Consider the following 23,596-nt stretch of genomic DNA (forward strand, 5'->3'; position numbering starts at 1 on the left):
AAAGGCAGATTAAAATAGTAAGAAAATTATCTTTTTTTAACATGTCACACTAGCTAAAATTAAAATTTTATGTACATTTAAACTATTAATTAATTCCTCTATATGAAAACAAAAAATACCTTTCAGGCCATAATTCTTGCCGTAGTTTTAGTTATTACTACTAGCTGTAATTCTAATGTTAATAAAGAAACAACTACAACCACTGAAGTAGAAACTACAACAGAAGTTAAAGATCCTCTTCCATCCTGGGCGGAAGGCAAAACTAAAGAATCCATCAAATCATACGTAACAGATGTCACCACTGAAGGCAGCTCGAACTTTATTCCAGTTGCAGACCGTATTGCTACTTTCGATAATGACGGAACTTTATGGAGTGAACAACCAGCCTATTTTCAACTTTTCTTCGCGATTTCCAGAATTAAAGATTTAGCTCCAGAACATCCAGAGTGGAAAAACAAACAACCATATAAAGCAGTTCTTGAAAATGACATGAAGTCTTTGATGGCTTCAGGTGAAAAAGGACTGATTGAAATTGTAATGACAACACATGCAGGAATGACTGCTGAAGCATTTGAAAAAGTTGTAAAAGATTGGTTCACTAAGGACACGCATCCTCGTTTTAAGAAGCCTTTTAACACTTTAATATTTCAGCCCATGCTAGAGCTTTTGGACTATTTACGTGCTAACGACTTTAAAACCTACATCGTTTCTGGAGGTGGTGTAGAGTTTATGCGTCCTTGGGTTGAAGAAGCTTATGGTATACCAAAAGAACAAGTTGTTGGTAGTAGCATAAAAACTGAATTTGTTATGGAAAATGGTAAAGCACAAATTAAAAGATTACCAGCTATCGATTTTATAGATGACAAAGCAGGAAAACCTGTTGGCATCAACAAATTCATAGGAAAAAAACCTGTATTTACAGCAGGAAATTCCGATGGCGATTTACAAATGATGCAATACGGCGATTCTAACAAATACCCATCTTTCCAACTTTATGTACACCATACGGATGCCGAAAGAGAATGGGCTTACGATAGAGAGTCTCACATCGGCCAGTTTAATAAAGGACTGGATTACGCTACAGAAAACGGTTGGACCATTATCGATATGAAGAAAGACTGGAAAGTTATTTACCCATTTCAGTTGAACGAAACTAAAAACTAAACATTATGACACCATTTGAATCCGTTTCGGCTTTAAAAGCGCAAATGTCGAAATCCATAATCGGACAAGAAAAACTGATAGACACTATCGTGCTTGTTTTACTTGCTGATGGCAATATGTTACTTGAAGGCTTGCCGGGATTGGCAAAAACAAGAGCGATAAATGCCTTGTCTAAAAACTTAGATTGTGGTTTAAGTCGTATACAATTTACACCAGATTTATTACCATCGGATATTACAGGAACTGAAATTTATTTACCCAATGAAACCGAGAAATTCATGTTTCAACAAGGGCCCATCTTCAGTAATTTGATTCTAGCTGATGAAATCAATAGAGCGCCAGCAAAAGTACAATCTGCATTACTGGAAGCCATGGAAGAACGCCAAGTTACCGTTTCTGGTAAAACCTATAAAATGGAAGACTTGTTTATGGTCATGGCGACTCAAAACCCTATTGAACAAGAAGGCACCTATCCGCTACCCGAAGCTCAAATGGACCGTTTTTTAGTGCATACTATTATAGGTTATCCTGATGATGACGCCGAACTAGAAATCATGCGCCTTAATAAAAGAGAAGCAGCTCCAGATACTGCTAAAGAAATTTTAAAAACCATTCCGCAGCAAGCCATATTTGATGCTAGAAAAGAAATTTCGAAAATAAAAGTGTCCGAAGACATGGAAAAATATATGGTGAGCCTAATTTCTGCCAGTCGTTACCCTGAAAAATATGATGCCGAGCTTGATAAACTTATTGATTTCGGTGCAAGTCCTAGAGGAACCATCGCTTTAGATCGTTGCAGCCGCGTTCATGCTTGGATGCAAGGTCGTGATTTTGTAACTCCGGAAGATATTCATGGGGTTATAAAAGATGTTTTACGTCACCGTATCGCTGTAAGCTATAAAGGAAGAGCTGAAGGCACAACGCCCGATCAAATTATAGATAAACTTATTGAAGTTGTGGCTGTAGTGGCTTAAATCCTTTTCCTATGAAATCTCCCAAGCCTATTGATAACACAAATGTATTTCTTACTCTTGAACATCTTTTGAAGTTTGAGCTGATAAGTTCTATCATTAATTTTGGCTCTGGAAAACAAAAATCGAACAGTGTTTTATCTGGTCGTTATGCCTCAAAGTTAAGAGGTCGTGGTTTAGATTTTGAAGAGTCTCGCCCATATGTTTTAGGTGATGATATTAGAAAAATTGATTGGAAGGTTACTGCAAAAACAGGCGGTACACACACTAAAATATTTACCGAAGAAAAAGAAAAACCAGCCTTTATATATGTAGACCAAACCGCTAGTATGGGTTTTGGTTCTCAGAAAAAAACAAAGTCGGTTGTCGCCGGAGAGCTCGCCTCTATTCTAGCCCATAAAATAAAAAAAGGTGGCGATCGTGTTGGTGGCATGATAAATTCTGGAAAAACTTACGAGGTGGTAACACCTAAAAGAGATCCAAGAAATATTATTTACTTTCTACAGAAAATAATTGAAGCCAATCAGAAGATTTACACACAAGAACCTTTCGAATTTGAAGACAATCTAACAGAAATCATTTCAAAAATAAACAACATTGTCACACATGATTATGTGGTTTTCATTATTAGTGATTTCCGAAGATATAGTGCTTCTGTTGTACAATATTTAAGTCAGCTAGCGCTGCATAATGATTTGGTGCTTATTAAGGTCTATGATGACATGGAAGAACAATTTCCTGATGAAAAATTCACCATAACCAATACAACGCATCAAATTAACCTTAACGGAAAAAACAAAAAACTGAATAAGGAACTTAAAGATACGTTTGAAACGGATTATAAAAATTTTAAAGCTGAATTGGAAAAATACCAAATCAATATTTTTAAAGTCAACACCACCGACCCGGTTGAAGATCAACTTATAGACGTGTTTAGTAATTATAATAGATAAATGCTGCAAGACAAAAACATAGAACTAAGTCCTATTATGGAGCCTGCTCCTATTCCATTTACCATGGATACCTTGGGTTGGAAAATTGTGTTTTTCCTCCTATTTATCCTCATTTCATATATCGCCTATAAGTTATATGTTAAATATAAGCATAACGCCTACCGCCGAGAAGCTGTTTCTCAAATTATGGTATTAAAAACCCAAAATAAAGAAACTACAAGTTCGCTAATCTCGCAAGTCATGTTTTTAATTAAACAAACCGCATTGCAAACTTATAATAGAAAAGAAGTCGCTGCTTTGCAAGGAGAAAACTGGCTAGCTTTTTTAGATAAAAAATTACATAAACCCTACTATTTAAAACATCAAGAAATTATTGCTTCTGCCATTTATAAAAATGAATTTAATAATAAAGGGGCATTCAATTTTAATGAATTTGCCGAAACGAGTATAACTTGGATTAAAAAACATGCCTGATAATTTTCAATTTGCATATCCTTACATGGCCTTCTTGGTTGTACTACCATTTTTGGTGTATTGGCTTTTGCCTGCCATAAAAAACAGGAGCACTGCTTTAATTTACCCTTATTTTAAAGCAAGTTCGAAAGCATCCAAACAAAAACCTAAGAAAGCATCACACATAAAAAAACGGTCTTGGTTTGCTTCTTTTTTTATGTTCATTATTTGGCTTCTATTAATTATAGCTATGGCTTCACCAGAATTGGTGGGTAAACCTGAAAAAAAGATAAAAACCTCACGTAATTTTTTAATTTTAGCCGATTTGTCCTTCAGTATGGCAAATAAAGATTGGCATATTAACAACAAGCCCGTAACTCGCTGGGAAGCTGTTAAAAACATTATGCAAGACTTTATTGTAAAGCGTGAAAGTGATAAAATGGGGCTGATTTTTTTTGCAAGTAACGCCTATATTCAAGCACCATTCACAACAGATTTACCAACAGTACAAACAATGCTTGACGAAGCAGATGTTGGCATGGCTGGACAAATGACCAATATAGGAAAAGCCATTGTAAAAGGTATGGATATGTTTGAACGCGATACCATACAAAATAAAGTCATGTTACTTTTAACCGATGGTGTTGATAGTGGCATGGACATCTTACCGCTTGATGCAGCAAACATGGCTAAAAAGGATTCTACCATCATTTACACCATTGGTATTGGTGACCCTGGCGATAGCGGGTCAGATTTAGATGAACGTACATTAACAGAAATTTCAGAATTAACCAACGGAAAGTATTTTAGAGCGAAAGACACTAAAGAACTTGAGAAAATATACACCGAATTAGAAAAACTCGAACCTGTAGAATACGAAGAAGAAAGCTTCACACCTAAAACACTATTGTACTATTACCCTTTAGGGGCTGCTTTAGTTTTAGGTTTTGTTCTTGTTTTTCTTAACAATTTAATTGTCATTTTTAAACGCCTTACAGCATCCTGATGTTAGAAAAACTCAAACATATCGATTGGGAAAAATTCCATTTTTTACGAACCGACTATTTGTGGTTTGGTGTAGGTGCTATTCTTATATTAGCCATCGGCTTTCTTTTTTATAAGGAAAATTATGCTTGGAAAAAACAAATTGCCAAACACCTTAGGCCTTATGTGATTCAAAAAGGAAACTCATGGAAAATGATTTTAATTCGCCTTTCAGTCATTATCATGTTTGCCATAGGTCTTGTTGCGTTTTTAGGTCCTACTTGGAGCCAACTTAAAGCACCTGCGAAAAAAGTAACATCACAATTTGCGATTGCTTTAGATATGTCTCAAAGCATGTTAACTACTGATGTTTCTCCTAACCGACTAGAGCGTGCTAAGTTTAAAATTCACGATTTACTAGACGCCAACCCAAAAGCAGCAACCAACTTAGTTTTATTTTCTGGTTCTACACACGTCGCTATTCCATTTACCACCGATTATAAAATTATTGGTGATCAATTGGATGGTTTACAACCTAGAATGATGCCGCAAAGTGGTACAGAATTTAGCTTATTATTTAAAAAATTAGACACGCTTTTCACCGCTAATAAAGCTGAAGGCAAAATACTTTTAATCACCGACGATTTAGAAAACTTATCTATTGAAATGGTGAGTTCCTATTTACAACAAAACAATGTAAAATTATACATCTACCCTTTTGCTACTCAAAGTGGCGGAACCATTCCAGCTCACAAACAACAATCTGCACTCGATATATCTAAACTTAATAGCCTTGACCAACTCGATCAAGTGGAAGTTTTAGAAATCACCTTAGATAACAGTGATGTTGAAGATTTAGCTAAAGCCATAAGTGCTCACATTGTGTTTGAAGACAAAACAGATCAACAAGATGAAAACTGGGAAGACCAAGGCTACTGGCTCGTCTTTCCGCTCGCTTTCATTTTCCTTTTTAGCTTCCGTAAAGGTTGGGCTTTAAACCTCATTATTATCATGCTTTGTTTTAGTTCATGCTCAGATGAAGACAAACCTAAAAAAGAAGATTTTAAGTTTAAGGATTTATGGTATACAAAAGAATACCAGGCACAACAAGAATACAATGCTAAAAATTACACCAAAGCTGCAGTAGCTTTTAAAGACCCCATGCATAAAGGTGTTGCTTATTATAAAGCTGGCGATTATTTAAGCGCAGAAACGGCTTTTAAGCAAGATAGTACGGTTAGCGGCTTATATAATTTAGGTTTAACTTATGCTAAATTAGGACGTTTAGATGAGTCTGAAGCTATTTTTGAAAAGGTCCTTGAAAAAGACCCGTCGAATACAAACGCAAAGTCTAACCTTACCCATGTGAAGCAGGCCATAACTGAAATGGAAGCGTTAAAACCTGAAGACATTGACGTGAACGACAAGCCAAATGCCAAAAACAGGCAAAATAAATCACCTGAAGACTTAAGTGGAGGCGGACAAAAAGCCACCAAAAAAGACATGCAGAAAAAGAGAAATGAAGAAACAGCTGAAACGGGTAAACGCAAAGCTAAAGAGCTGGATGAACTTCCAGATAATTTCAAATCTGGAAAAGGTGAACTGCCTAAAAATATTTTGATGCGAAAAGTTGATGATGACCCTGCGCTCTTTTTGAGTAAAAAGTTCCGTTATCAAATTAAAAAAGGTATGGTAGAAACTAAAAAAACAAACAACTCATGGTAAGGAAAGTCGGTTTACATATCGTTTTTTGTTTATTGTCTGTAGCTTGTTTTAGTCAGAACCTTATTAGTTATGTTACTACAAGCACAAATGAAGCTTATATTGGTCAGCCCATTCATTTAACGGTTTCTGTTTATAGCGAAACATGGTTTACTTCTGGTATTGATTTAGGAAACATTCAAGTTGATGGAGCGCTCACTGTTTATTTTAGATCAGTAAGTAATTCTAGAACTTTTAGTGGTAAGAATTACGCTGGCGTTAATTTCTATTACAACGTTTTCCCTACCAAACAAGGAGAGATTACGATTCCTAGCTTATCCATACACGTGGAATCACCAAAACCAGGAGGCTATAAAGGCATTAAGAGGATCGTAAAAACCAAACCCAAAACCATTCAGGTAAAAGATGTGCCATTGGGTTACAGCTTAAACAACTGGCTTGTATCAAATTCATTAAGCATAAACCAAAAATGGTCTATTCCTTTAAAAGACATTAAAGTTGGGGATGTTGTACAGCGGACCATTAGCCGATCGGCAAGTGGTACCGTTTCTGAATTTATTCCAGCCACGACATGGGACAGTATTCCTGGGGTTAGTATTTATCCAAAGCGCCCATCAGTAAACACTCATAAATCTAAAACAGCAGTATCGGCCACACGCTCGGAAACTGTAAGTTATCTTTTTGAAAAAGAAGGTGATGTTATGATTCCATCCATTGAATTCGTGTATTGGAACCCAAGTAGCAAGCGATTTTACAGAAAACAGATAGATTCAATCATGGTTTCAGTAAAACCAAATGCAGACCTAACCATGTTGGCCAGTATAAAAAAATCATTACAAGATGAAGTTGTCGAAGAAGCCGAAGCGGAAGACAAACCATTTTTAATACTTGGTTTAACACCAAAAGTGTTTGTTGAATACCTGATATCAGGGCTACTCTTACTCTTTGTGCTTTTCAAATTATTAAAATACACTTTAGCTGTTTATCAACGTAAACATACGGTCTATTTAAAATCTGAAGCTTATGCGTTCTCTCAGGTAAAAAAAACCTTAAGACATAAGAACTATTACGGCTTTATTTCAACAAGTCACATTTGGATTAATAAATTAGATCCCGATTTTGAATCGCTCCAGGACTTAGAAGAACACCCTTCATTTCAAAAAACAAAAGAAATCATTGGCGACATAAATGATAAAGCCTTTAATAATCAGGTTAAAAATTTAAATTACAGTCAGCTACTAACCCATTTAATTTCCGATAGAAAAGCCTTTTTAAAGTATCAAAAAACAAAGGTAAACGCTGCTACGAAAAACAAAAAATGGTTAAACCCTACTGCTACTGATTAGCCTGCAGTTTAGACAAGATACGCTGCGCTTTGTCAGCCTCACCCGTTTTCTGATAAATTAAAGCTAGTAAATATTCATAATTAGGATTTCCTGGCTCCACTTTTAACGCGGCATTAATGTATTGCCTTGCAGAAGCTAAATCTTTATCGTCTTGATAATAGTAAGTTGATAAATTGTACATAGACCTAGCATCTTTAGGATCTAATTTAATCGCAGTTTTTAACTCAGAAACAGCTTCTTCATTTTTAGATATTTCAAAAAACAACAAGGCTTTTAAATAATGTACCCTACCTACCTTTGGCTCTATTTCGCTCCATGTCTCTAAAGTATTTAATGCTTTATCATAATCTTTAACCAAGGAATATGCTGTCGCTAAATTTGAGTATACAGGCGTGAATAAACTATCTTTTTTCAAAGCCATGTTGTAATGTTCAATAGCGTTAGAATAATCATTCTTCTGCATATAATAATCCCCTAATTGCATGCGACCGTTAGAGAAATCTGCACTACTTGATAACATGATTTTGTATTCTTCTTTTGCTTTGTTTAATCCAGTTTGGTCAATTTGAGCCAAACTTTGATCGTCAATATCATTTAATAATTGTGCCACACCAATGCGTACCAATTTAGATGAATCATGAAGCATCTTGGTTGCTATTTCAATACGAATTTCAGGTGATAACGGTCTAAATTTTTGCAGCGCACTATAACGTACTAATGGGAACTTATCATCTAAAGCGGTATAAAAAGCATTGTATTGTGATTGGCTCAATAAGGATAAATTATCAATTACAGTAGCCCTTGCTATTTCAGGGTACGTTAAATCATTGATAAAAGCTTCCAATTTCGCATTTTCTGAAGCTGACATTTCACTTTCAGTACTTAATAACAGCGCATCAGAAAAGTGATCCAAACGTTCTTCCCCATACCAGGCAACAATTTGCTCTGCAGCCCATGAATCTGTTTGATCGGTATGACAACCTGTACAAGCATTTGGCGTACCGTGTTCAACCGATTGATCTGGTCGAGGTACACGAAAACTATGATCTCTTCTAAAATCATTTCCCATATACACTTTACCTGTCATGTGGCAGTTAATACATTGAGCTGATTCTGTACCTTTTTTATGGTAATGATGTTTTTCAGTATCGTATTTGGCAGGGACATGACACTGCAAACACAATTGATTCCCATCAAATTTTAATTCCATGGAGTGTGGATCATGGCAATCTGTACATTTTACACCATTCATATACATTTTACTTTGAAGAAAAGAAGCATATACATAATCTTCATCTTCTATTTGACCATCGCCATGGTAAAAATTAGTTGATAATTTTTGAAGTAAATACTGATCTTCGAATGATAAACCAGGTACTAAATCGGGTGTTAACTTAGCTCTTCGCGCATGACAGGGTGCACAAAGCATTAACTGCTCTTCTTGCGTTTGCCCCTTAATGATTTGGTCTGGATAAGATCCGTCTTCATTCGAAGCCCACTTCACGTGGTTACTCCCTGGCCCATGACAACTTTCGCAAGTCACATTAATTTCATCATAAGTAGTGTGAAACGCATCAGTGTCCGCGTCGTAATTCTTCTGTAAATTGGTAGAATGGCATTCTGCACACATGGTATTCCAATTCTGTGCACCTTGCGTCCAATGCAACCAATCGTTTGGTACAATAGTATCTCCTGAATATTGATGAAACCATTTATTTTCTGCAGAATCCCAAGTAACGCGTAAAACTTGTTTTCTACCCTTATCAAAATCAACTAAATATTGCTGTAACGGTGTAAAACCAAAAGTATAGGTGATTTCATATTCTTTTTCAGATTTATCTATTTCCGTGACATGAACTAAGAACTTATTTTCACGCTTAAAAAAGTGGTATGAAACCCCATCAATATTTACTTTTCTATCATTAAAATCGCCTAAAACTGTAGAATCATTTGCAACTTGCATGGCTAAATCATGGTGCGAGCCTTGCCATTTTTTAAATGCTGCATTGTGACACTCTACGCATGTTTTAGAACCGATATAAGAGGCCTCTTGGCTATGCACTAATTGTGTTTCATCAAGTTTATCTTTATACTTATCCTCCTTACAAGAGAAACAAACAACAAATAAAATAACGAAACATCCAAAAAATTTAAAACGACTCATAAGCTAGTATAGTTGACAACAAACTTAATTAAAACCTACTAAAAGCTGTTCTATTTTTTAATAATTTCATTTAAAATTTAAACATTTTTTAGATTATTATTAAATTGCAATAACTTCAAAACTTGAAGATTAATATAAAGTCTCCGAAATCATTATTTTCGGAATAAATAATTAATAATTTGAATCATTTTAATCCCTCGATATGATTAAATCTTTACTCAAAAACAATTTAGTCTGGATCTTTCTAATAGCCATTTCTTTTTCTGGATTGTCACAAGTAGACACCTTAAAACTTAAAAACAAAGTGATTTTAACTGGAGAAGTCAAACGACTTTCTCAAGGTGTTATTACTATTGAGACAGATTATAGTGATAGCGATTTTAAAGTAGAATTCGATAAAGTAGCGCATATTCATATTATCAAAAAAACACTTATTATTTTATCAAAAGGCAGACGCAGTTTCGGTCACCTAACAACAAATAAAGATGGCAAACTGCAAGTCACTACCAATGAAGGCGAAGTAGAAACCTTTAGTATGCACGAAATGGTTGCCTTAAATGAAATAGATGATGCGTTTTGGGAACGTTTCACAGGCTCAATCGATTTAGGCTTTAATTTATCGAAAGCTAATAATTTGAGACAATTTTCTGTTGGCGGCGCTTTGCATTACATGGATAAATCGTGGTTAATGGATGGCTCGGTTAACGTTTTAAACTCATATCAAGACGATGTTGAAGACACTAAAAGAACCGATGCTAAAATAGATATCATTAGAATCATAGTCGATGGTAAATGGTTCTTAATAGCGAATACTTCTTTTCTTTCCAATACGGAACAAGCACTGAAAGGACGTATAAGTCCGAGTTTAGGTGCTGGTAAATTCATTAAAAACAACAACAAACTCTATTGGGGAATTGGACTAGGTTTCTTGTACAACATCGAGAACTATATAGACAGCACACTAAACAAAACATCTTCCGAGGCTTTTATTTCAAGTAATATAAATCTATTCAACTTCGATGACCTAAGCTTAACAGCAGAAGCTAAATTACTTCCAAGTTTATCTCAAAAAGGAAGGATTAGATCGGATATTGATTTCACAATAAAATACGACCTACCTTCAGATTTTTATGTAAAAGCAGGATTTACATTAAACTATGATAACCAACCAGCGATTGAAGGAAACGACACCGATTACGTTATTACTACAGGAATAGGATGGAAATTTGACTAAAAAACCAAAAGCCGACAAAAAGTATTAAAACCTTACATTTGTTAAAAAAACACGTACTTTAACGATTAAAATAGTTTTTCGTCTATATTAATCTTATTTTGTACTCTGTATCAGTCTAACTATTTTTTTTTATAAATTTATGAATTCCCTAAAACTACTATTACTCTGTTTTTTTGTAACCAGCTACAGCTTTGCTCAAATTACTCCAGAAGAAAAAGAAGCTTTAGTTGCCCTGTACCAAGCTACAAATGGTGACGATTGGAATGCCTCGTGGAATATTGACGATTCTGTAGATAATTGGTACGGTGTAAAAATAGAAGATAATAAAGTTGTTGAAATTAATTTAGAATTTAATAACCTGAAGGGAAAATTACCAGACGCTATTGGAAACTTGGTACACTTAAAAAAAATAAACTTAGGATTCAATAAGTTGAGAGACACTTTACCTACCACTATTGAAAACCTAACACAGCTAAAGTCTTTAGAGATATTTATGAATGACATTGAAGGCCCAATTCCTAGTCAAATTGGCGCCTTAAAACAACTAGAAACCTTAAAGTTATATAGCAATAAACTATCTGGAGAAATTCCTGTAGAGCTCATGGAATTAACAAATCTAAAGGAACTTTTATTAGGAAGCAATAACTTATCTGGAATGATTCCTGTAGAAATGGGAGCGCTTACTAATTTGAAAAAATTAAGTTTAATGAATAACCAAATGGAGGGAGAAATTCCAGTAGAACTTGCCCAATTAACTGACTTGGAAGAGTTATTATTGTCTTCAAATCAATTTACCGGTGATTTACCTCTGGAGTTTGTAAATTTAAAAAAGTTAAATACAATTATGGTGAGTGATAACAAGTTAAGTCAAGAATACATAAGTATCTCTGGAAAAAAACCAGAAGCTTTAATGGACTTACAATCACAAAATTCTACTGCGAGCATGAATCCTGTTAATGACCAGTAGTCTATTTCTTAATTAAATTAGTAAAAGCCATTATTTATTTAATGGCTTTTTTTTTATTTTTAAGGATATGATAGAACATCCTTTTACTTGCCCGTATTGCTGGGAAACTATTTCCGTTTTGGTAGATACTTCAATTAAAAGCCAAATTTATATTGAAGATTGCGAGGTTTGCTGTAATCCTTTTCAGATTTCTTTAAAAATAAATAACACAGAGTTAATACATTTTCAAGCAGTTAGTATAGAGCAATAATATTTTTTTAAATTTTTGCTTGCAGAACCTAAAAATGATTGTATATTTGCAGTCCGAAACAACAAGGTCGGCATTATGAACCGAAAGTTAAAAGCTAAGTAATGTTGTTTTAGATTATATATCGCGGGATAGAGCAGTAGGTAGCTCGTCGGGCTCATAACCCGAAGGTCACTGGTTCGAGTCCAGTTCCCGCTACTAAGCAAGACCCATCACTAGAAATAGTTGATGGGTTTTTTATTTCCCACCTCGAAGCCCATGCTATTACTGATTTTTTAGAAAAAATCATGGTTCATTCCTAAAAGTTGTGTCTATACAAAAATTGATTCCTTAAAAAGTTTTCATAACATATTGATTGTTAATTATATTCTACTTAAATTTAAGAAGCAATTAACACTTTCGTTATCCCTTATGAAAAAACACCTACAAATAACTAGCATAATTATAATAGCAATCTGTTTTGTTTTCAAAACACATGCTCAAGACACGAATTATTGGACCCAGCAATTTGGTTCAAACTCAGTACTCATGTCTGGTGCTGTTGTTGGTGGTGGTGATGACAATACCATGCTTTATTACAATCCTGGAGCACTTGGTTTCATAGACAATTCTTCAATTTCTGTAAACGCAACCGCTTACCGTGTTGAAAACATCACCATTTCTAATGCTCTAGGTCAAGAGGCCAATTTTAAAAGTAGGCAGTTAGGTGCTGTGCCCCTTTTAGCTGGTGGCATGATAAATGTTAAGAATGACAACTGGAAAGTAGGCTACGGATTTATGGCTCCTACAAATTTCAATTTTAAGGGTATTGCCAGAAAAGAAGGGTTCTTTGACGTTATTGATGATTCTGAAAGTACAGGTCTTGAAGAAACTGTGGCTGAATCTGCTGTTAGCGATAGGCTTAATGAGATTTTAATTGCCTTTGGAGCAGCCAGACGATTAAACGACTATTGGTCCATTGGAATTACCAACCTATTTACAGTACGTTCACAATCTTATAACAGAAGTTTATCTACCTATGTTTTCATGAATGATGCAGAACGTACATTAGTTGCTGCTAACTTAAACGAAAATGTAGATTATTACAATGCGCGCTATAGTGCTAAGCTTGGTGTTTCATACCAAAAAGAACGTTGGAAAGCAGGGCTAACACTTACCACACCATCTATTAACCTCTTAGGAATTGGTTCTGTAGCTGCCAACATTGAAGCCAACAACTTTAAATTAATTGATGACAATCGTATCTCGGCAGTGGCAACCGATAGACAAAGTGAACTAAAAACAATTTATAAATCACCTTTATCGATTTCAGCAGGTGTTAACTATATTGGTACTAAATCACATATAGGCATCTCCTGTCAGTATTATGGAAGCACTGACATGTATGACATTATGGACGTTGCTTCAGACACCTTTATAAGACCTGCTAATGTAGCACCTCAATTAGGGGCTGATGATTTTATGCGTGTTCAAGCTGCCGCCAAATCAGTTTTTAATGTGGCTATTGGCTATGAATATTTATTGAAAGACAGTTTGTCTCTATTTTTAAGTGCTAGGAACGACATGTCTTATTTTGATGAATCTCTAAATGATGAACGCGGCATAAAAACCACAATAAGTAGTTGGGACATTTACCATATTTCATCAGGAGTTACCATCAAAAAAAACCAAAGCAATCTAAGCCTTGGTTTATTATTTAGCACCGGAAGCACTAATGACTATGAACAAAAAGGAACTTTAAATAACCCTAACGAAAATGATTTAATTAAAGGAACCACAACCATTACAGAGGCATCATATGGCTCATTAGGCTTACTTTTAGGTTATACTTTATATTTTAAAAAGTTTTAACAGCCTTTCAAAATAATAGACAATTATAGAAGTCTTAAAGATCATAAACAACATTCATCTTCCCTTAATTATATTCTTATTTTGGTCGGTTATATAGCCTCAAACTTAAACGCTCTTGCTCCTTTATGATAACAACGCTAGAATAAACCATAACTAAAAAAAGTACATGTAGATATCCTTAGTTTTTTTAGGTCAAAAACTTTCAATCTAAACCAACCAATTATATCTGTTTTATTGATTTTAGAAAAGAGAATTTAATTTTTTACATTCGTTATATGAAAACGATAAACTCATTGAATTATTCACATCTTTTTATTTTAATAAACAGGAAGAAAACGTCAATATACTTCAATAGTTTTCCTAAATTTAAATATGCCCTATAATCTAGTTTTGACTCCTTAACTGAAATTAAATTAATTAAAAAACTAACAAACATTCATAAAGTCACAATGTTATCATCACTAGACACCTCTGTTTTAGATTTATTATATGATTCTATTGCAAACTTTTATTTTGAAAAACACTACAATTTTTCAAAATTAAAAAAGTTATGCGTTAAGCAGTGCACTAAATTTACTCTGGTAAGATCATACAAATTACGAAAGACTCATTTATTCTCCAATCTCATAATTAATAATTAAATGGCTAACACGAATACATCCCACTATTTTCTAAAAGGAGGGGGAGAAATGGGAACTCTCATAAGAGCTAAAGATTGGAGTAAAACCCCTTTAGGAGACCCTAAAGATTGGCCAGCAAGTTTAAAAACTATGGTTTCCGTCATGCTTGAAAACCCGTTTGGCATGTACATAGCTTGGGGCAAAGAATACACACAAATATACAACGATGGATACCGCCCTATATTGGGAGCTACAAAACATCCCAATGCATTAGGAATAAGCACTAAAGATACTTTTTCAGAAATATGGAACATTATAGGATCCATGTTTGATGGGGTTATGGAAGGTAACCCAATAGGGTTTCCTAATTTTATGTTACCCCTAAATAGAAATGGATTTATTGAAGAATGTTACTTTGATTTTGCCTACAGCCCTATTCGAACCGAAAACGGTGATGTTGGAGGTGTTTTAGTAACAGTTATTGAAACCACAAATAAAAAGCGAGCGGAAGATCAACTTAAAGAAAGTAAAAACCAACTTGAGTTTGCCATCGACGCCACCAACCTGGCAACATGGACAATAGATCCCACGACAAAAAAACTCACAGGAGATGAAAGATTTAGGTCGTGGCATTATTTATCCCCTTGTACAGATGTTAATTTAGAGACAAGTTTTAATGCTGTTTTACAAAAGGATAAAGAAAGCTTATATCAAGCTATCGAAGCTGTTTTAGAGTTTTCATCGGGAGGTGATTTTGATTATCAATACAGTATCGTTAACCCCATTACCAGAGAAGTAAGAGTTGTTAGAGCCAAAGGCAAAGTTATTTACAACCTAGAAAACGAACCTATAAAATTTACGGGCACCTTACAGGATATAACCGAAGAAGTTCTTGCCCGAAATAAAAAAGAGGAAAACGAAAGAAACCTTCGCTTAATGATTTTACAAGCTCCTGTGGCTATCGGAATTTTTCGTGGTCCAGATTACGTTGTTGAAATCGCAAATACTAAAGCATTGGAACTTTGGGGCCGAACTGAAGAAGAAGTATTAAACAAATCCATTTTCGTTTCCATGCCCGAATTGGCAGATCAGGGTATTAAAGAACTATTAGATGATGTTGCAAACACAGGAAATCGTTTCTCTACAGACGAGCTACTCGTAAAATTAGTTAGAAATGAAGCCTTGGAAGATGTTTATATTAATTTTTCTTACGAACCACTTTTCGATGCCATAGGTAAGGTAAATGGAGTCATGGCTTTAGGTGTAGAAGTAACGCCTCATGTAGAAGCTCGAAAAAAAATCGAAGAAAGTGAACAACGCGTTAGAGCTGTAGTGGAGAGTGCGCCATTTCCTATTGGTGTCTATACTGGGCGAGAACTTCGTATTGAGCTTCTAAATCAATCTATCAAAGATGTTTGGGGTAAAGGTGATGACTTAGAAGGCAAACTATATACCGAAGTATTACCCGAATTAAAAAAACAAAATATTTTTGAACAACTCCAAGGCGTCATAGATACAGGAAGGCCTTTTCATGCCAAAAACCAACGTGTCGATCTAGAAATAAATAACATATTAGAAACTTTTTATTTCAACTATAGTTTTACGCCATTACTCAATACAGCTGGTGAGGTTTATGGCGTTTTAAATACTGCAGCCGATGTCACTGGGCTTCATGAAGCGAAACAACAGGTAGAAGAAAGTGAAAAAAGATTCCGAAATTCTGTAAAACAAGCCCCGTTAGGCATTGCTATTTTTAGAGGTCCAAATTTTAAAACTGAAATGGCCAATAAAAATTATTTATTAATTGTTGACAAAACAGAAGAAGAGTTTATTGGCAAACCTCTTTTTGAATCGTTACCCGAAGTCAAAGATTTAATAGCCCCACTTTTTCAAGGTGTCATGGATACCGGTGAAGCTTTTTATTCCCCCGAATTATCTGTTTCACTAAACCGAGGTGGAAAAATGGAATTATGCTATTTCAATCTAGTTTATCATCCTCTAAAAGAAGAAAATGGTGAAATATCAGGCATTATGGTGGTTGCTAGTGAAGTAACAGCGACCATAAAAGCAAAATATTTACTTGAAGAAAGTGAAAGACATTTTCGAAATTTGGTCATGCAATCTCCTATTCCAATGACCATCCTAAAAGGTAAAAATCATATTATAGAATCGGCAAATACGGCCATGATTAAAACCATTTGGCGTAAAAAAGAAAAGGATATTCTTGGAAAGCCTATAATAGAAGTTTTTCCAGAGCTAAAAGAACAAAAATATCCAGAATTATTAAGTCAGGTTTATAATTTAGGAATCTCACATACCGAAAAAGAATCTGTCGCTTTAATAAAAGGAGATGATGGTATTAAAAAGTTTTATCTCGATTTTGAATACAAAGCTTTAACAGAACCTAACGGAGATATATTTGGCGTTATGATTACTGCAAATGATGTCACAGATAAAGTGGAAGCTCGTCAAAAAGTGGAAGAAGCTGAAACACGATCTCGTTTAGCGGCTGAAGCTACCGATCTTGCGACTTGGGAGCTAGATCTAGATACTAGAAATATTATCCACTCCTCTCGATTAGCCGTTATTTTTGGTCATGATAAATCAAAAAAAATAACACACCAACAAATGCGTAATCAAATTCATCAGGAAGATATTCATGATATTATTGAAAAAGCATTTGAAAAAGCAATGATAACAGGAATTTATAGCTATGAAGCTCGTGTAGTAAAACCTGACCAAACCATTTGCTGGATAAAAACACAAGGAAAAGTGTTTTTTGATGAAAACAATAAACCTTTTAAAAAGTTTGGAACTTTACGAGATATAACAAAAGAAAAACTTCATCAACAAGAACTAAGAGAAAGCGAACAAAAATTTCGACTCCTAGCCGATTCTATGCCGCAATTTATATGGACAGCCGATATTGATGGAACTTTAAATTATTTCAACCAATCGGTATATGACTATTCTGGTTTATCTCCTGAGAAAGTTCATAATGACTGGTTAGAAATTGTCCACCCTGATGATAGAGAAGAAAATATTAATTTATGGTTCGATTCTATTAGTACCGGGCGTGATTTTTTGTTTGAGCACCGTTTTAAAAGACATGATGGCGAGTACCGTTGGCAATTAAGCCGAGCTATACCTCAAAAAGATGTAGAGGGAAATATAACCATGTGGGTAGGCACTAGCACCGATATTCAAGAACAAAAAATGTTCACTAACGAACTCGAAAAACTCGTTCAACAAAGAACAAAAGAGTTACAAGAAAAGAACATAGACCTTGAAAAAATTAATAAGGAACTACAATCATTTACTTATATTTCAAGTCATGATTTACAGGAACCTTTACGTAAAATTCAAATTCTGTCTTCTCAAATAATAGAAAGAGAAGAACACAATCTATCTGAACGGGTAAAAGATAAATTTAACAGAATGCAAAGAGCAGCGCATCGAATGCAAACGCTTATTCAAGATTTACTTTTATACTCACGAACAGATATTCAAGAACGTAAATTCGAGAGCATAGATTTAAAAATAATTATTGAAGAAGTCCAAGAAGATTTAAGAGAAAGTATCAAATTAAAAAATGCTACATTTCATCTAGGTGAAATGTGTGAAATAAAAGTGATTAATTTTCAATTCAGGCAGTTGTTACTAAATTTAATTAGTAACTCACTTAAGTTTTCTAAAGAAGGAGTACCTCCTGAAATAAGTATAACCTGTCAAACAGTAACAGGCAAAGAAATCAATATTGGAAATAGCTCTGCAGTAAAAACATATCACCATATTTCTGTATTAGATAACGGCATTGGTTTTGACCCCAAGTACAGTAATAAAATATTTGAAGTATTTCAACGTCTGCACGGCAAAGAAAAATATATAGGAACCGGTATTGGTCTTGCTATCGTAAAAAAAATTGTAGAAAACCATAAAGGCGCTATTACAGCCACTGGCGCATTAGGCAAAGGCGCTAGATTTGACATTTACATTCCAACCTAAAGGTGACTAATCAAAGAGATTTGCTGAAGGAGACAACCGCTATTCACTGGGTTTAGATCAACATATTTAAGCTTGTTAGTTCGTAATAAAACCTAAATCTACGACAAGCTAAGATTTATCCATATCTCTAAATAGTTGAAATGTTAAATAGGTAGAAATTATAATTCCGGCAATTCCAAAAATTGAATAGCCATCAAATACTGGAGGTACTTTAAAGGCACAGAGCAATGAAGACCCCAAGAATAAAGACGCTGTAATAACGCCCTTTACAACTCTGTTTACCGATTTTTCCAAGTTACGATGTTCTAAATTAATCTCGAAGTTATCGCTACTTGCATTTTGAAGTAATTTATCCAAGGCTTTAGGCACTTTATCAATAGCACGCTGCCATTGCTGAAAATTACTAAAAGAACGACTGAATATCGCCTTTGGAGAATAGCGCTGTTTAAAAATTTTTACTTGATAATTTTTAAACAAAACCGCAATATTGAAATTAGGGTTTAAAATCTTTGAAGTTCCTTCAAGTAAAACCACTACCCGAAAAACACTTGATACATTTGCTGGAAGAATCATTTTATGCTCTTGAATAATAGACATGCATTCTTGAATCGCACTGCTCATATCAAGCTCGCTCAAAGAGATATCAATATAACGATCAAGAAATTCTTCTATTTGAGCAGACAAAACGTTGTATTTAGCATCATTTGGAATAGCACACATATTTATAATTAAATCTTTAATGTATTCAGTATCCTTTTGTGCCACTCCTATAATTAGTTCTTCAAAAATAGCGTTGGTTCTCTTATCTACTCTGCCAATCATACCACAATCTAAGACCCCTAATGTACCATCGGCGCGAACTAATAAGTTTCCGGGATGCGGATCGGCATGATAAAACTTATCGCGAAACATCATTTCCATAAAAACATCAGCACTTTCTTCTGTAAAAGCATTTTGCTGTTCATCCGACCAATTTAGCCCCTTTACCTCATTTAAAGGAGAACCTTCCAATAGTGACATGGTAAGTACCGTTTTACCAGAAAAAGCATCATAACCTATTGGAAATTCAACCCGATAATCATCCTCAAAATTATGAGTGAACTTTTTAAGGTTTTGAAATTCCTTGTTAAAATCTAGCTCATCGAGCATCGTTTGTTTAAACAGTCTTGTATATGCAACAGGCTGGTATGGTTTTAGTCCATGATATTTCTGAGCAATTGATGCCAAGTGGGTCATAATTTCTAGATCAGCATTGACTTTTTCTTCAATACCTTCGTGCATCACTTTAACCACAACATTTTCACCTGACTTGAGTTTCGCTTTATGTACTTGAGCGATAGAAGCAGAAGCGATAGGTTCAACACTGAAGTCTACAAAAAACTCAGTGACATCATTAATTCCAAATTCATCTTTAATTCGCTTTTCTATTTTATCTATAGTAGCCGATGGCGTTGAAGATTGAAGTTTACTAAGTTCTTTTGCTGCCGATTCCCCGATTAGATCTGGACGGGTACTTAAAATCTGCCCAAATTTTATGAAAGTGGTTCCTAATTCTGTTAACGCCATTCGAACACGTTCTTCTTTACGTAACATTAAAATAGATTCGTGTTTAGAGGATTTAAGTTGTTGTTGAATCCATTCAGATTTTGAACCACTTAACCAATCTGCGATGCCATATTTCGTTAATACGGAAATGATCTCCTTTAGTCTGCCAGAATTAGTAGTCATTATTATAAATGTATTAATGTTATTACTTTATGAGGTAATCGTCTTATCAAAACTGAAATCATCCCTTTATAAAACCACTTAGAAACCTTTAATTTTACAACATTTATTTTGCATAAAATGAAGCACCATATATGTGATTGTCTAGTTTTTCCGAAGAAAAATTAACCCCATAAAAATGAGCTACTCATATAGTTGGATCGTAAATAAAGCATTTTCTATATTTCGTATACCTTTACCACAAGTTAAAAAGATTATCACGAAAAACAACATCTAACAACAACTAATAATCTTGTAATTTTTTTAAGTAGTCTACACTAAACATGAAGAACAAACCACTATGAATATAACTTTAAACCAAATTATTTTTTTTATATAAAACTTATGAAGTTCTATTTTAGCCTTAAGATCCATAGAATCTACTTTTTCCTCCTTAAATTTGAAATATGGTTAATAATTTACTTCGTTACTTTAAGAGCACACATTTTACAAAAGCCTTTTTGGTGGCCTTTGCGATGGCAATTCCTGTTTTTGTATCTATTTATTTTTTTGACAGATTAGATATTGGTTTTAGTATGGCTTTAGGAGCTATATTATGTGCACCCTCCGATGTACCAGGAAGTTTAAAACATAAGTTTTACGGCATATTTGCGTCTATAATTTTAACGTTCGTAATCACCTTAGTAGTCGGTTATTTTAGTAGCAATTTAGTAGTTCTAATTCCATTATTAATCGTATTAGTGTTTTCGGTGGCCTACATTTCGGTATTCGGATTTAGAGCCTCTCTCGTTTCATTGTCTGGTTTATTGTCTTTAGTTTTAGCCTTCGCTCATCATAGTACAGAAACTACATCTTTAGAACACTCTGTTTACATTGCCTTAGGAGGTACTTGGTTTTTAATTTTAACCACTTTGGCCCAAATCGCCTTCTCAAAAGTTGAAGTCGATTTTTTATACATTCAATTGATTGAAAAAACATCTGAATTCATACGAGTTCGTGGTAAACTTCTCGTAGAAACAACAAATAGACCAGCGCTATTCGAACAAATATTCAAACTCCAAACTGAAATTAACGAGCTCCATGAAACTATCAGAGAGGTTATTCTAGAACGCAGAAGGAGTTCAGGTTTTAGCAATAGATCACGACGTCGTCAATTATTCTTCTCTAAAATCATGGAAATCTATGAATTAGCTATTTCTAACACCATAGATTATGAAAAGTTAGACACCTGGTTTAAGGAACATCCCGAAGAAATTAATGATTTTAAGCTTTTATTATTCGAAATATCAGAGCGACTAAACCATCTTTCTAAAGTTATTTTAAAAGAAGAGAAATTAAGTTTTCAAAATAATTTCAAAATACTATTAAACAACCTTGACAATCATATCGAGCACTATAAAATTAGTGTAGGCTTACCCGAATCTAGAGAAGGCACAATTTTTCTATTAAACTACAAAACCTATCTAGAGAAGCAAATAAGCAACTTAAATGATATGGTAAGGATCTTGAACAACTATTCGAAAAATGACAAAATTGGGGGAATAAAAGACGCCGAGCAGTTTATCACACCTCAAGATTATGATTTTAAAAAGTTAAAGGCTAATTTTAGTTTTAAATCTCCCATATTTAGACATTCGCTACGACTAACAGTAACCATGTTAATTGGGTTCATAATAGGTCACGCGATTGAAATGCAGCAGCCTTATTGGATTATATTAACCATTGTAGTAATCATGCGCCCAAGTTATAGCCTGACTAAAGAACGTACTAAAAATCGTGTAGCGGGCACCCTAATAGGTGCTACGGTAGGAGTTGGCATTGTCTTTCTAACACAAAACACAATTATTTATGGCGTTATCGCTGCTGTATCATTAATTATAGGTTTTTCATTGGTAAAGCAAAACTATCGTAATGGTGCTGCTTTTATTACGCTATACGTCATTTTCATGTACGCTCTTATGACACCAAACATTTTAAATGTCATTAAATTTAGAGTTATAGATACCCTTATTGGTGCAGTATTGGCTTATGTAGCAAATTATTTGTTATGGCCTGCTTGGGAATCAAAAAATATAAAAGAATATTATACACACACTATAGATGCCCTATCTCTATTTTTAAAAGAAGTCGATCAATTATATCATAAAAAGGGAGAAGCGCCTACTAGTTACAGTTTAGCACGAAAAGAAGTGTTTTTAGAAATAGGTAATATGAATGCAGCATACCAAAGATTTGCTCAAGAACCTAAATCCAAGCAATCAAATGCTGCTGTAATTTATGAATTAACGGCTATTCTAAACACTTTTTTATCTTCGTTATCTTCTCTAGGAATGTATATCAGAACAAATGAAACAGGAGAAGCTCCTAGGCATTTTGAAATTTACATCAAACACATCAATTTCAATTTACTTAAAGCCGTTGCGATCTTAAATAATGTAGAATCAGGTCACACACTTGCCACAGATGAAATAAAACAAGCAACAGAGAAATATGATAATTACTTTCATGATTTAGCTGAAAAAAGAGATAAAGAAATTGAAGCTGGACTACCTATTACACCAGGAATGCGCAGGAAATTACACGAAACACAATTGGTATCAGAGCAGGTAAAATGGCTGTTGAATTTATCTGAAAACTTAGTTAAGAAGGTTAAAAAGATTTAGAGCTGATAAATTTAATTTTACTGAAGCTATTACCCTGAGGCGTTGCATTGCGCTAAATTTATTCAAACACTGAATATCATATGCGCTCGTTATTACACAGAGTTCCACCGAGGATACCGCAAAAATACACAGAGAAAAAAATTCACGCAAGAGTAAGCAACCATAAACCAACAACTAATTTTAAGACACAGATTTCACAGATTAACACAGATTTTCAATACAGTTTTAATAAATACATAACATCAATAGAAACGGTGTTCAAGCGAAGTTGAGAACCATCAGTAAAAATTTTTAGAAGCTGTTACGTTGAACTTTAATATATAAACTTCACGCAAGAATAAGCACCAAAAACCAAAAACTAACAACTAACAACAAGCAACTATTAAAAAACCCTCTGTGACTCTCCGTGTAACCTCCGCGCACCTCAGTGTAACAGCTATTCTTGAGAACAAAAAAGCCTGCAACTTGTGTTACAGGCTTTTTAGTATAATGTGACCGGGCTGGGGCTCGAACCCAGGACCCTCTCC

15 protein-coding genes and 1 tRNA gene are annotated in these 23,596 nt (G+C 34.4%); 14 read left to right on the forward strand and 2 right to left on the reverse strand.

Annotated features, from left to right (window positions below; genetic code table 11):
- Positions 1-102 precede the first annotated feature (102 nt).
- The 7 genes from Q4566_RS14355 to Q4566_RS14385 are packed head-to-tail and all read left to right on the forward strand — an operon-like array spanning position 103 to position 7,593.
- A complete protein-coding gene (locus Q4566_RS14355) occupies positions 103-1,164 on the forward strand; it encodes an HAD family phosphatase (protein WP_303422586.1) in 1,062 nt (353 codons plus the stop codon).
- 5 nt (positions 1,165-1,169) lie between these two features.
- Positions 1,170-2,138, forward strand: a complete 969-nt coding sequence (locus tag Q4566_RS14360) for a MoxR family ATPase (RefSeq protein WP_303422587.1) — start codon at positions 1,170-1,172, stop codon at positions 2,136-2,138.
- Between the two features lie 11 nt (positions 2,139-2,149).
- Positions 2,150-3,088 carry a DUF58 domain-containing protein gene (locus tag Q4566_RS14365; RefSeq protein ID WP_303422589.1) on the forward strand — a complete coding sequence of 313 codons (939 nt, stop codon included), beginning with the start codon at positions 2,150-2,152 and terminating at the stop codon, positions 3,086-3,088.
- Positions 3,089-3,562, forward strand: coding sequence for a DUF4381 domain-containing protein (locus Q4566_RS14370; protein ID WP_303422591.1), 474 nt, complete (start codon positions 3,089-3,091; stop codon positions 3,560-3,562).
- Positions 3,555-4,547 (forward strand): VWA domain-containing protein, encoded by a 993-nt coding sequence (locus Q4566_RS14375; RefSeq protein WP_303422592.1) that lies wholly within the window; start codon positions 3,555-3,557, stop codon positions 4,545-4,547. Before Q4566_RS14370 ends, Q4566_RS14375 begins: the two co-directional genes overlap by 8 nt.
- Positions 4,547-6,250: a VWA domain-containing protein gene (locus Q4566_RS14380; protein WP_303422594.1), complete on the forward strand. Its 1,704-nt coding sequence runs from the start codon at positions 4,547-4,549 to the stop codon at positions 6,248-6,250. Before Q4566_RS14375 ends, Q4566_RS14380 begins: the two co-directional genes overlap by 1 nt.
- Positions 6,244-7,593, forward strand: a complete 1,350-nt coding sequence (locus tag Q4566_RS14385; RefSeq protein ID WP_303422596.1) for a BatD family protein — start codon at positions 6,244-6,246, stop codon at positions 7,591-7,593. The genes Q4566_RS14380 and Q4566_RS14385 overlap by 7 nt, the downstream gene beginning before the upstream one ends.
- Here the strand turns inward: Q4566_RS14385 and Q4566_RS14390 are convergent.
- Positions 7,583-9,757, reverse strand: a complete 2,175-nt coding sequence (locus Q4566_RS14390) for a tetratricopeptide repeat protein (protein ID WP_303422598.1) — start codon at positions 9,755-9,757, stop codon at positions 7,583-7,585. The two genes, Q4566_RS14385 and Q4566_RS14390, sit on opposite strands and share 11 nt — an antisense overlap.
- 202 nt (positions 9,758-9,959) lie before the next feature.
- Between Q4566_RS14390 and Q4566_RS14395 the strand changes: the two genes are divergently transcribed.
- From Q4566_RS14395 to Q4566_RS14420, 6 genes are all read left to right on the forward strand, one after another.
- Positions 9,960-10,991, forward strand: coding sequence for a DUF481 domain-containing protein (locus Q4566_RS14395; protein WP_303422599.1), 1,032 nt, complete (start codon positions 9,960-9,962; stop codon positions 10,989-10,991).
- A 139-nt stretch (positions 10,992-11,130) separates the two neighbouring features.
- Entirely contained in the window at positions 11,131-11,958 is an 828-nt protein-coding gene (locus tag Q4566_RS14400) for a Two component regulator three Y domain protein (RefSeq protein ID WP_303422601.1), read from the forward strand.
- Positions 11,959-12,025: 67 nt separating this feature from the next.
- The gene (locus Q4566_RS14405) at positions 12,026-12,208 is read left to right on the forward strand and encodes a CPXCG motif-containing cysteine-rich protein (protein ID WP_303422603.1); all 183 of its coding nucleotides are present in this window, start codon (positions 12,026-12,028) and stop codon (positions 12,206-12,208) included.
- 122 nt (positions 12,209-12,330) lie between these two features.
- A tRNA-Met gene (locus Q4566_RS14410) sits at positions 12,331-12,403 on the forward strand.
- Between the two features lie 213 nt (positions 12,404-12,616).
- Positions 12,617-14,056 carry a hypothetical protein gene (locus Q4566_RS14415; RefSeq protein WP_303422605.1) on the forward strand — a complete coding sequence of 480 codons (1,440 nt, stop codon included), beginning with the start codon at positions 12,617-12,619 and terminating at the stop codon, positions 14,054-14,056.
- Positions 14,057-14,697: 641 nt separating this feature from the next.
- On the forward strand, positions 14,698-18,681 hold the full coding sequence (locus Q4566_RS14420; protein WP_303422607.1) for a PAS domain S-box protein: 3,984 nt from the start codon (positions 14,698-14,700) through the stop codon (positions 18,679-18,681).
- A 108-nt stretch (positions 18,682-18,789) separates the two neighbouring features.
- On the opposite strand, the gene Q4566_RS14425 is transcribed toward Q4566_RS14420, so the two are convergent.
- A complete protein-coding gene (locus tag Q4566_RS14425) occupies positions 18,790-20,409 on the reverse strand; it encodes an AarF/ABC1/UbiB kinase family protein (protein ID WP_303422609.1) in 1,620 nt (539 codons plus the stop codon).
- Between the two features lie 443 nt (positions 20,410-20,852).
- Between Q4566_RS14425 and Q4566_RS14430 the strand changes: the two genes are divergently transcribed.
- A complete protein-coding gene (locus tag Q4566_RS14430; protein ID WP_303422612.1) occupies positions 20,853-23,069 on the forward strand; it encodes an FUSC family protein in 2,217 nt (738 codons plus the stop codon).
- The last annotated feature ends 527 nt before the right edge of the window (positions 23,070-23,596 follow it).

Origin of the sequence: Tamlana sp. 2_MG-2023, from assembly GCF_030548465.1 — a bacterium.
In the GTDB taxonomy this organism is placed as follows: Bacteria; Bacteroidota; Bacteroidia; order Flavobacteriales; family Flavobacteriaceae; genus Pseudotamlana.